The sequence below is a fragment of the Afipia sp. GW821-FHT14H12 genome (assembly GCF_058803465.1).
Window position 1 is genome coordinate 126,824 of the sequence record NZ_JBXAOZ010000003.1, and the last position, 11,591, is coordinate 138,414.

The following is an 11,591-nucleotide window of genomic DNA, read 5'->3' on the forward strand; positions in this document are numbered from 1 at the left end:
CGGCAACATGAGCAACGTTGCGGTAGTGACGCCAGAACGTATCGCGGAAACAGCGAAGACCGGCGGTGGATCGTCGAAGGAAGCGGCCACGCATATGCGCGCCCGCGCGATCGCGAAGGCCGGATCGTTAAGCGATGCGTTGGCTGACGGCACGCTCGAAAAGTCGGCTGTATTGTCGCTGTCCGAGGCCCTCGTTCTGGGGCTTCTGAAGCAGGGTGTCCGGACGTTTTTCGCGATCTTCGGTCATGGTTCGACCGATATCGCGAACGTCCTTGCGATCTACGATGCGGAAGGCGTCACGCGCACCATCAATTGCCGCAATGAGGTCGAGATGGCGCACGCGGCCACCGCGTTGCGCTGGACCTATGGCGAGATGCCCGCCGTCATCACGTCCATCGGTCCGGGCGCGTTGCAGGCGATGGCCGGATCGCTCGCCGCCGCGTCGAACGGCGTGGGCGTCTATCACATCTATGGTGACGAGACGACTTACGGCGAAGGCTACAACATGCAGCAGGTGCCGAAGCCTGCGCAGGGCGTGTTCGGGCGCATGACGGCGGATATGGGTGAGTCCTACACCCTGCATACGCCGCAGGCGTTGCGGGAGGCTTTGCGGCGGGGCGCGAACCGCGTGTTCCACCCTTACAAGGCCGGTCCGTTCTACCTGATGCTGCCGATCAACACGCAGCCTGTGCAGACGGAGGTCAATCTTGCCTCGTTGCCGGAACGGCCGGTGCTGCCGCTTGTCGCGCCGACGGATGCGCGCGCCTATGACGAGGCTTGCGATCTTATTGACGGGCACGCCCGCGTCATGATCAAGGCGGGCGGCGGCACGCGCGGGCACGATGCAGCGATCCGTCGCCTTGCCGAGGCGGCGGGTGCGGTCGTCGTGGTGTCGCCGGGCTCGACCGGTGTGCTGGCGGACAATGATCCGAAGAACATGCATGTCGGTGGCTCGAAGGGATCGATCTCCGGCAATCACGCGATGCGGAATGCGGACCTTGTGATCGTGATCGGGTCACGCGCGGTGTGCCAGGCCGATTGCTCGGGCACTGGCTACAAATCCGCGCGCCATGTTATCAACATCAACGGCGATATCGCCGACGCCACGCACTATAATCACACAACGGCCCTGATCGGCGACATCTCGGTTATCTCCAATGCGCTGTCCGAACGCCTCGAAGGCCGCACGTCCGCCAATGCAGCCGCCAAGCAGAACTGGCTGAAGGCGTGCGCCGCCAAGAAGAAGGAATGGGCGGATTACAAGGCAGAGCGTTATGCGGCGGCGCCGATCAAGGACGCCGTCTGGCAGCGGCCTGCGCTGGCGCAGCCGGCTGCGATCAAGGTGGTCGCGGATTTCGCCAAGCGCATCAATGCTGCGAAGTATTTCGACGCGGGCAATGTCCAGGCGAACGGCTTCCAGATCGTCGAGGACGACAGGACCGGCGACACTTTCACCGAAAGCGGTGCGTCCTACATGGGCTTTGCGACCAGCGCGCTGCTCGCCGCCGCCGGCGCGTCCTCTCCGCGATACGGAATTGCGTTCACGGGCGACGGCTCCTTCATGATGAATCCGCAGATCCTGATCGATGCCGTGGAGCATGGCGTGCACGGCATGGTCGTGATCTTCGACAATCGCAGGATGGCGGCGATCACCAGCTTGCAGCTCGCGCAGTACGGCAAGGAATTCCGCACCAACGATGCGGTGGCGGTCGATTACGTCCAGCTTGCATCGGCGGTGACGGGCGTGAAGGCGATCCACGGCGGCTGGACGGTGGATGAACTCAAGGCAGCTCTCGAAAAGGCTCACGCGCATCAGGGTCTCAGTGTCCTGCATGTGCCGGTTTATGCGGGTGAAGATCCGCTGGGCGAGCTTGGCGCGTGGGGCGAATGGAATGTCGGCAACTGGTGCGAGAACGTTCAGGACCAGTGGCTCCAGCAGGATTTATAACTCGACGGAAGCGAACATGTATCACGAGCGCAATTACGGACTTTACATCGGCGGCAGGTGGACCTGGGGAACAGGCTCCCAGAAAAAGGGCGTTCTCGATCCGGCAACGGGCGAGACCATCGGCCACATTCCAGATGCAACGCCGGAAGACATCGATCAGGCGCTCGCGGCGGCACAGGCAGGTTTTGAGACGTGGCGGAAAACCCCGCCATGGGAGCGCGCGGTGAAGCTGCGCAAGGTCTCGGACCTGCTTCTCGAGCGGATCGACGAACTCTGCATCGTGATGGCGACCGAGGCGGGCAAGCCGCTCGCGGAAGCCAAGGGCGAATGGCTCGCCTGTGCCGAACAGTTCGAATGGTATGGCGAGGAAGCCAAGCGCATCTTCGGCCAGGCCTACAATGGCCGCGATGCGGCCACGCGCATGGCGGTGATCTACCAGCCGGTCGGCGTGGTCGCGGCATTCTCGGCCTGGAATTTCCCGGCACTTCTACCCGCTCGCAAGATCGCAGCGGCGCTGGCGGCTGGATGTTCGGTGATCCTCAAGCCCGCCGGTGAAACGCCCGCGAGTGCAGCGGCGATCCTGCGCGCCTGCCACGAGGCAGGCATTCCGCCCGGCGTGGTCAACATGGTGACCGGAAATTCGGCGCGGATCGCGCAGCAGTTGATCGCGTCGCCGATCGTGCGGAAGGTGTCGCTCACCGGCTCGACTCCGGTCGGCAAGCAGTTGCTGCATCTGTGCGCGGACGGCGTGAAGAAGGCGACGATGGAGCTTGGCGGGCACGCGCCGGTTCTGGTGTTCGAGGATGCGGACGTCGAGGCCGCCGCCGAAGCCTGCGCGCGCGGTAAATTCCGCAATTGCGGGCAGGTCTGCGCTTCGCCGAGCCGCTTCTATGTTCAGGATGCGGCCTATGATCGCTTTGCCAAGGTGTTCGTCGATGTCGCCAAGCAGCTTAAGATCGGCCGCTTCGATCAGGCCGGCGTGACGCTCGGCCCGATGGCGAATGCGCGCGGGCTGGATCACGCCAAGAAGCTCGTCGCGGATGCGGTCGAGAAGGGCGCCAAGCTGTTGACCGGGGGCAGGGTGCCTGTGGGATTTCTGCGGGGCTACTTCTATGAGCCGACCGTGCTCGGCGAAGTGCCGGATGAAGCGCGGATCATGCAGGACGAACCGTTCTCGCCGATCGCTCCAATTGCGCGTTTCAAGACTCTTGAAGAGGTGATAGAACGCGCCAATGCAACACCTTTCGGCCTGACCGGCTACGTTTTCTCGCGAAACCTGCGAACGGCGACTCTGGCTGCGGAAGCGCTGGAAGTCGGCATGGTGGGTGTGAACGAGGTCGGCATCGCTTCTGCGGAATCGCCGTTCGGCGGCATCAAGGAAAGTGGCATGGGGCGTGAAGGTGGCAGCATTGGCATCAAGGATTATCTCGAAGCCAAGTTCATCAAGACGCGCTTGATCTAGGATATAAAAGACAATGAGTGACGAGACCGTCCGTGGCCTGGCCAACGGATTGACGAATTACGGCGACAAGGACTTTGCACTTTACCTCCGCAAGTCGTTTGCCCGATCGATGGGATATTCAGATGCGATGCTGGCGCGACCGACGGTCGGCATCGCCTACACGCAATCCGGCTTCAACAATTGCCACCGGCATTTTCCCGAGATGCTCGACGCCGTGAAGCGGGGCGTGATCGCGGCGGGCGGCCTGCCGCTCGAATTTCCCACGGTTTCGCTCGGCGAAGTGTTTCTCAACCCGACCAGCCTGCGCTTCCGCAACCTGATGTCGATGGACACCGAGGAAATGATCCGTGCCCAGCCGATGGACTCCGTCGTGCTGATGGGCGGTTGCGACAAGACGGTGCCCGCGCAGTTGATGGGTGCGCTGTCGGCGGGCCGACCCGCAATCCAGCTCGTCGGCGGGCCGATGATGACCGGCCGCCATAAGGGCGAGCGGCTTGGTGCTTGCACGGATTGCCGCCGCTTCTGGGCGCAGTATCGCGCGGGCACGGTTGACGACCGTGAGATCAACCAGATCGAGGGCCGCCTTTCCACCACCAGCGGCACCTGCGCGGTGATGGGGACGGCCTCGACCATGGCCTGTATCGCCGAAGCGCTCGGAATGATGATTCCGGGCACGGCCGCGATCCCGGCCGTGCATGCCGATCGCCTGCGCGCGGCGGAGGCGACCGGCATCGCCGCCGTGGGATTGATCGGCAGCGGACGGACGCCCGACAAGATCATCACCGCAAAGTCGGTCGAGAATGCGCTGCGCGTGCTGCTCGCCGTCGGCGGTTCGACCAATGCGATTATTCACCTTACCGCCATCGCGGGGCGTGCGGGCATTCCGATTTCGCTGAAGCGGCTGAACGAATTGTCCGACTCGACGCCGGTGCTGGTCAATCTGAAGCCGACCGGCGCCAATTACATGGAAGATTTCTTCGCGGCCGGCGGGGTCGGTGCGGTGCTGCGTGAGATCAAGAATAGCCTTCATCTGGATTGTCTGACGATCACCGGCGAAACCCTCGGGGAGCGTCTGGCAGCCGATGACGGATGGGTCGATCATGAGGTGGTCGCCAGCGCAGCCAAGCCGATCGAGCCGGTCGGCGGATTGGTTGCTCTGTTCGGCAGCCTCGCCCCGAAGGGTGCGATCCTGAAGCGCTCTGCGGCCGACGAAAAGCTGTTCGAAGGCGAGGGGCGGGCGGTGGTGTTCGATTCGCTTGAAGACATGGCGAACCGGATTGATGATCCTAATCTCGACGTCAATCCCGACGACTATCTCGTGCTGCAGAACGCGGGGCCGTTTTCGGCAAGCTGCATGCCCGAAGCAGGTTACATTCCAATTCCGAAGAAGCTTGCGTCCAAGGGCGTCAAGGATATGGTTCGCCTGTCCGATGCCCGCATGAGCGGCACGGCATTCGGCACCGTCATTCTGCACATCACGCCCGACACCGCATCGGGCGGTCCGCTGGCTTTCGTTCGCAATGGAGATCGGATCCGGCTTTCGGTGAAGAACCGCGCGATCGATCTTCTGATCTCTCCCGAAGAATTCGCCAAGCGCAAGGCAGCCGCAGGCCCGTTCAAGCCGCCGGTGCCGGAGCGGGGCTACGGAAAACTCTACGCGCAGGAAATTCTCGGCGCGGACGAGGGATGCGACTTCAAGTTTCTCAAGCCTTAAAGGGTGTCTGAAGACACCCGATCTACGGGTCGCAAGACCATTATGGGCCGTCCATCATGCATGGGCGGCCCAATTGTTTTTGACCTCTTCCGCCGTGGCCAGGTGCCTTGGCAGGATTGCCGTTTGGCCGCCTAAACCGCTCATTTCCCTGATGTTTCAGCGCAATTTCGCGCGTAAAATCCGCTTTGCCGGTTGAAACCACGGCGCGGTGCCTATAGACAGCGCTCTGCCGGGTCTGTTGGGGCGTAGCCAAGCGGTAAGGCAGGGGATTTTGATTCCCCCATTCGGAGGTTCGATCCCTCCCGCCCCAGCCATCGGCTCTGGAAATCGCTCTGCTTTGGCAAGCACAGCTAGGCTGTCTGTTCTTCTATCTTTGTTTCAGGATGCTCAGCGTTGATCCGGATATGCCTGCTTGACGGGTTAAAGGTAAGCCAGCAAGCAAAGGGTGTTTGTTGCAATAGCGGTTGCAAGCATGACCACGATCAGTCCTCGGATGCGAGGCGCTTGATCATCTATCCCTGAAAGTCGACTCTCAATCATCAAGCCAAAGAATGAGATTTGGCGACCGGAGTCTCGGGGATTCGGTCACTTTACGCGACATTCCTCGGGTTCGTGATCGGCTCTGTGGGAGGCGTGATCGGCGGCATCTGGCTCGGTATATCGCCATTCTTCAGCCGGCTGCTGAATCCTTATATCTGGGCATTCAATGCTCTTCCCAAGGTGGCACTGGATCACGTGATCGACGCACGCGCGGCCTCAGGAGGGGCTTAGAAGTTTCCCTTTGCGGCCTCCGCAAGGATCAGCTTGTCCAGCGTCAGATCCGATACCACACGACGAAGCCGGGTGTTCTCAGTCTCCAGCTCTTTCAAGCGCTTGACCTGATCGCCCTTCAGACCACCGTACTCATTGCGCCACCGATAATAGGTTACTTCCGTCACGCCTATCGCTCGGACTGCGTCTGCTACTTGCGGCCCTGTGCCATCAGCACATTAACCTGCCGAAGCTTCGCTACGATCTCTTCAGCCGTATGCCTCTTCCTTGCCATCGATCTTATCCTCCATCCGAAAACCATACTTCAGGGAGGACCACTTCAAAGGGCGCAGGTCAAAGGCCGTCGCATAAGTCTCTTTGAGTTGCTTCATCTGCATGCTGGCGGCGGACAGCGTCAGATTCAGTCGCCTAGCGGCTGCCTGGAATGAGCCCTCGTCGTGAATCGCCAGAAGTGTTTTCAGGGCTCGAACCGACATCGCTACAGCCCAAGCTCGGTAACAATTTCTTTCGCCGATTCTTTCAGGAGCGGCGCATAGCTGAGCGCTGTTTCAACGGACATTCTGAAACTTGGCGCGTGGATCGAAAGAGTGGCGATGACCGTGTTGTCCGAACGTCGTAATGGAACGGAAACGCCTATCAGTCCGCGATGATATTCTTCCTTGTTCATCGACAGGTCATTTTTTCGGATGGTGCGGCATTCCTCTTCCATCTCATCCAGGTCGACGATAGTGGAGTCGGTAAATTTTTCACGGTGAATGCTGTTGAGGAGCGCCCGCCGGTTTTTCTCCGACATCTGGGCGATCAGTAGCTTGCCTGATGCAGTCGCGTGGACAGGAACGCGGGAACCGGATTGCAATTGCATGCGCAACGGCCAATCGCATTCCACGCGCTCGAGATAGAGCACTTCGTGATTTTGCAGAACCGAAAGGTTGCAGGATTCTTTCACGCGGTCGACGAGCTTCTGCATGATACCGCGAACGATTGGCTGACGAGCCTGAGCGACGAGCGCATCGACCGAGAGACGGAGCCATGATGCTCCGACTGTGTAGCCCTTGCCGCTGAGATCGCGCTGGACGAACCCGACATCTTCAAGTTGCAGGAGCAGGCGATGAACCGATGGCTTCGGCATCTTCGCCTGCTCAGCGAGATCAGCGAGTGATTTCGATTCTTCGGCGGAGGCAATGGCTTGAAGCAGACGCGCGGCTTTTTGAACCGCGGTCATCTTGCTGTCTGCGTCGTCGTTCGCTTTTGTCACCATCGTTCACCTAACGCCGGGATCAGAGTTTTGCTTCAGCCCAATTCTTTCCAGTCGCCGGCGCGTTCAACAGCATTGTGCCTCACAGCGTCTAGATCAATCTCTGGCATGCTGCCATCGATAACGACGGACGCACCTTCGCATTTCAGGGCTGGCTTAAGAAGCTGGATAGGGGTCTTGAGAAACCCATTCATTTCACCGGCAGTTGTGATGTTGCCGAGTGCTACGCAAAGCTCCATCCAGCAGCCGAGGTCTGTTGCGACGCCGTTTCCGAGAACTGCGGTCATACCATGGTCGGAAATCTGCCGAAGCCCGTTCTCCAAAGTATTCAATCGACCCAATTTCATGAGTTTGAGTTTGATGTAATTGGCGCATTTTAGACCGGCTGCTCGATCTATGTCACGCAGAGTGTAGATCGATTCGTCGAGCATCAACGGCACTTTGCTGACACCTGCGATGGCGGCAGCCGAGTCCCAGTCTTCCGCGGCACAAGGCTGTTCGACCAGTTCGATATCTTCCGGTTCGAGCCGGCTCAGAAAATGAATTGCTTGTTCGCGATTGTAGCCCTGATTCCCGTCGACGCGTAATTTTGCACGCCCACTCACGATATCCCGGACCACATTGACCTGCCTGAGATCTGTCTCGGGCTCCCATCCGATTTTAACCTTCAGCGTTTTGTAGCCGCGGTTGAGCAACGTCTCGACTTCGTGCTCGAGCTTGTCGCGATAGTCGGCCTTGCCGTTGACAGTGCCGAGCAATTCGAAGCGGCCACGACGCTGCAGGATTGGATTTCCTGCCAACCAATCGAGCGCGGTTAGAAATGCCGTCGCAGTGAAAGGGGCGCTGTCCAGCATTTTATCGCATGCCGACATAAGTTCGTGGGTCGTTTTACAGCGATCTGTCAGATCTTTCGCCAGCGACCAGCCTTGTTCGATCGTTTCGTCGGTATAGCCGGGAAGGATGGTCGCTTCACCCCAGCTCACAGCGCCATTGCTGAGTATTGCCACGAGCAGAACGTCGAAATGTGTCTGCTCACCGAATGCCAGTCGATAGGGGACCGTGAGGGGAAGCCGCAACCGGGCGGCGGCGAGGGTGATTTTGGAATTGGAAAGGACGGAGGACATGAGTTAAGCGTTCCATTTTATAATATATAACGTACCATTTTTTTGTAGACTCGCCGGAGATTTGCTGTCAAGTTTTGATCCAGATCAAAAGAGGCAAAACGCCTTTCCAAAAAACCTAAATAAATCAGGGAGTACGCTAATGAGGGGTCTTCTGTGGGCTTTCGCTGCAGGCTTGGCCGGTATTGTGGCCGCTTCGCCAGTTGCATCTGTGGCGGCCGATTTTCCGTCTCGTCCAATTACCTTCATTGTGCCTTGGGGGCCGGGCGGCGGCGCTGATCAGGTGGCGCGGATCATCAGCAAACTGATTGAGCCGGAGCTGAAGGCCTCCGTGCCAGTGGTGAACATGCCGGGCGCGACCGGGCAAACCGGCCTGACCAAGCTCGTGACCTCGCCGGCGGACGGCTACACCATCGAGGTAATGACCGGCGATACCTTTGCATTGTTCGCTGCGAAGAATTCTCGCTTCAAGCTTGAGCAGATCACGCCGCTTGCGGTGATGATTCAGCAGCCATCTGGCTTCTTCTCGAACGCAACCGGCCCATTGCAGACCTGGGACGATGTGCAAAAGGCGGTGAAGGACAAGGAGATGCGCGTGGCGGTGACGGGCTATGGCAGCCCGGACGATATGTCGGTTAACTTCTTCAAAAACATGGGCATGAAATTCCAGAGCGTTGGCTTTGCCGAGCCCGGCATGCGTTACGCATCGGTGGTCGGCGGGCAGAGCGATCTGCTTTACGAACAGGCTGGTGACGTCCGCAGTTTCATTGACGGCAAACAGATCAAGCCGGTGCTGTTCTTCAGCAAGAAACCGGTCGAGGGCTTCGAGGACGTCGCTTACTCGGGCAAGCTCGGCCACAAGGTTCTGCTTCCGCAGTTCCGTGTCGTTATTGTTCGCTCCGGCACAGATCCGGCGATCGTCAAGACCTTGTCGGATGCGTTGGCCAAAGTCGCGCAGGCCAAAGAATACCGCGACTATCTCAAGCTGCAGTATGCCGAATCCGACAGCTTCATCGGTTCTGAGAACAGTGTGAAGTTCATGAAGGAATGGCTGAGCGAGGCGGATGCCCTCTCACAGTCCAACGCCGCCACCGCGGCTGCCAAGTAATTGCGTCTGTAACCATGTCTGGTGACGCAATGTCCAGTAAACCAATGCATGGGGGCGCCGAGTCCGGCGCTCCTGTGTCTCCGCTGAAATGGCTCCGCGAACTCGGGCCTTATATTCTCATTATCGGCGCCGCTATCTATTTCTATCGCGTCGCGTCCGAGATTTCCTATACGGAGATTCCCGGCCAAATGGGACCGGAGCGATGGCCCAAGATCATCATCGCTTTGCTGATCGCCGTTTGCGCATTCGAGGTTGTGCGTCGGATTTTCGTGTCGGTCAGGCCGCGTCCCGTTTCGGATGCTGCGAGCGAGGCGGATGAAGGCTTCTCGCAACAGATGGAAGCCCATCCGCTTCTGGTCGCTGCTGCGACTGCCGCCACGGTCGGCTATCTGCTGCTGTTCGACCTTGTCGGGTTCTTCGTCGCGACGGCCCTGTACCTCGTCGCTGTGATGTGGATCGGTGGGGTTCGCAGGCCCGTGTTTCTCGGCTTGTTGTCGCTGGCGATCAGCTTCGCATTCTCATTCTTCTTCATGAAACTGATCTACGTCGCCCTGCCGCTCGGGGAGGGGCCATTCGCCCGGATTTCCCTGATCGTCATGAAACTCGTCGGCGCTAACTGAGGGCAGCGGAATGGATACCTTTCACCTTCTGATCGCAGGCTTCGCCGAAGTTTTCAAATGGCAGGATATGGTTGCCCTGGTGATTGGCTTGTGCGTCGGCATGGCCGTGTCCGTGCTGCCGGGGCTTGGCCTTGTCATGGGTGTCGTGCTCGCGCTGCCCTTTACCTATTCGATGAGTCTCGAGACCTCGATCATCCTGCTCACTGCCATCTACATGTCCGGCACCTATGCCGGCTGTTACACGGCGATCCTCTACAAGATTCCAGGCGAGCCGATGGACGTTCCACTGCTTTGGGACGGTTGGGCTATGACGATGCGTGGTGATGCCGCGAAGGCCCTCGGCTGGGCGCTGGTCGCGGCTCTCACCGGAGGCCTCGTGTCCTCGGCGGTGATGGTTAGTCTCGCCGGCCCGCTCAGCAAAGTTGCTTTGAGCTTCGGTGCGCCGGAATATTTCGCGGCCGTCTTCTTCGGATTGACGACCGTGGTCGCGCTGGCAGGAAAGTCCTTGCCGAATGCGCTGATCAGCATGTGCATTGGCCTGCTGGTATCCACGGTCGGCATCGATGCCACCTACGGCTCGGAACGCTTCACCTTCGGCTCCGATGTGCTCATCAATGGCGTGCCGTTCGTGATGGTGCTGGTCGGCATGTACGGTTTTGGCGAAATCCTCGACAAGATCGGGCAAGGCTCGAAGTCCGTCTCTTTGCCGGGCAACAGCAGCACAGCGACCAGCCTGCCGTCGTGGAAGGAATTGTGGGGACTGCGTGCGACCCTGCTGCGGAGCACGACCATCGGCACGTTGCTTGGTCTCATTCCAGGGGCGGGCGCGACGATCTCTTCTTTCGTGTCCTACGGCGTCGAACGGCAGTACGGCAAGCGGGGCCGCCAGATTGGCACCGGCATTCCGGAAGGTATTGTCGCTCCGCAAATCGCGTCTACTGCATCGGTGGCCGGGCATATGGTGCCGCTGTTGACGCTCGGCCTGCCGGGTAGCGGTGCGACTGCGGTGATCCTTGCGGCGTTCCTGCTGCATGGCGTGCAGCCCGGACCGTTCATGCTGAAGAATCCGGAATCGGCGCTCACCGTTTACACCATCCTGGCATCCATGTTCGTGTCGGTGATTGGCATGTGCCTGCTCGGCTTTGTCTGGATACGGCTTGTGATCAAGGTGCTCAAGGTCCCGCCGGGAATCCTGATCGCCATCATCGCTATGTTCGCGCTGATTGGTGCGTTCGCCGACCGCAACGCCATGTCAGATCTGTGGGTAGTGGTGATCTTCGGCGTGCTCGCCTGGATCATGGAACGGGTCAAACTGCCAGTGGCTCCGATGGTGCTCGGCGCCATTCTCGGACCCATTGCCGAGGACTCGTTCACGCGCAGCATGATCACCTATCACGACGACTGGACGATGTTCTTCCGGTCGCCAATTAGCGCAACGCTGATGTTCCTGGCGTTGCTATCGCTCGTGTTCCCGACGCTGAAGAAGATGATTTTCCGTTCTCCAAAAGAGACGCGTCCTGACATGAAGATAGCTGAAGCGGCCGCAGCGGCGAATTCCAACTGATTGAAGCGCATTCGATAAACTAACGAGG

General features: G+C 59.5%; 9 protein-coding genes, 1 tRNA gene and 1 pseudogene. 7 read left to right on the plus strand and 4 right to left on the minus strand.

The features are described 5' to 3' along the window. The first annotated feature begins 7 nt into the window (after positions 1-7). From AC1RNA_RS15090 to AC1RNA_RS15105, 4 genes are all read left to right on the plus strand, one after another. A complete protein-coding gene (locus AC1RNA_RS15090; protein WP_492951622.1) occupies positions 8-1,948 on the plus strand; it encodes a thiamine pyrophosphate-dependent enzyme in 1,941 nt (646 codons plus the stop codon). 16 nt (positions 1,949-1,964) lie between these two features. Continuing rightward, positions 1,965-3,410: an NAD-dependent succinate-semialdehyde dehydrogenase gene (locus tag AC1RNA_RS15095; protein WP_048756629.1), complete on the plus strand. Its 1,446-nt coding sequence runs from the start codon at positions 1,965-1,967 to the stop codon at positions 3,408-3,410. A 13-nt stretch (positions 3,411-3,423) separates the two neighbouring features. Continuing rightward, entirely contained in the window at positions 3,424-5,124 is a 1,701-nt protein-coding gene (locus AC1RNA_RS15100) for a dihydroxy-acid dehydratase (protein ID WP_492951623.1), read from the plus strand. Positions 5,125-5,363: 239 nt separating this feature from the next. Then, positions 5,364-5,438: transfer RNA gene (locus AC1RNA_RS15105), tRNA-Gln, on the plus strand. A gap of 445 nt (positions 5,439-5,883) precedes the next feature. On the opposite strand, the pseudogene AC1RNA_RS15110 reads toward AC1RNA_RS15105, so the two are convergent. From AC1RNA_RS15110 to AC1RNA_RS15125, 4 genes and pseudogenes are all read right to left on the minus strand, one after another. After that, a pseudogene (locus AC1RNA_RS15110) lies at positions 5,884-6,169 on the minus strand (transposase); the annotation flags it as partial. After that, entirely contained in the window at positions 6,144-6,371 is a 228-nt protein-coding gene (locus AC1RNA_RS15115) for a LysR family transcriptional regulator (RefSeq protein ID WP_009340531.1), read from the minus strand. The gene AC1RNA_RS15115 and the pseudogene AC1RNA_RS15110, both read right to left, overlap by 26 nt. A gap of 2 nt (positions 6,372-6,373) precedes the next feature. Beyond that, complete coding sequence (locus tag AC1RNA_RS15120) at positions 6,374-7,153, minus strand: IclR family transcriptional regulator (protein ID WP_009340532.1); 780 nt, start codon at positions 7,151-7,153, stop codon at positions 6,374-6,376. 32 nt (positions 7,154-7,185) lie between these two features. After that, positions 7,186-8,274: a mandelate racemase/muconate lactonizing enzyme family protein gene (locus AC1RNA_RS15125; RefSeq protein WP_492951624.1), complete on the minus strand. Its 1,089-nt coding sequence runs from the start codon at positions 8,272-8,274 to the stop codon at positions 7,186-7,188. Between the two features lie 61 nt (positions 8,275-8,335). Here AC1RNA_RS15125 and AC1RNA_RS15130 point away from each other — a divergent pair, with 61 nt between their 5' ends. The 3 genes from AC1RNA_RS15130 to AC1RNA_RS15140 are packed head-to-tail and all read left to right on the plus strand — an operon-like array spanning position 8,336 to position 11,563. Beyond that, entirely contained in the window at positions 8,336-9,379 is a 1,044-nt protein-coding gene (locus AC1RNA_RS15130) for a tripartite tricarboxylate transporter substrate binding protein (RefSeq protein WP_492951625.1), read from the plus strand. A 29-nt stretch (positions 9,380-9,408) separates the two neighbouring features. Beyond that, a complete protein-coding gene (locus tag AC1RNA_RS15135; RefSeq protein ID WP_048756546.1) occupies positions 9,409-9,999 on the plus strand; it encodes a tripartite tricarboxylate transporter TctB family protein in 591 nt (196 codons plus the stop codon). Positions 10,000-10,009: 10 nt separating this feature from the next. Beyond that, entirely contained in the window at positions 10,010-11,563 is a 1,554-nt protein-coding gene (locus tag AC1RNA_RS15140; RefSeq protein ID WP_048756545.1) for a tripartite tricarboxylate transporter permease, read from the plus strand. The last annotated feature ends 28 nt before the right edge of the window (positions 11,564-11,591 follow it).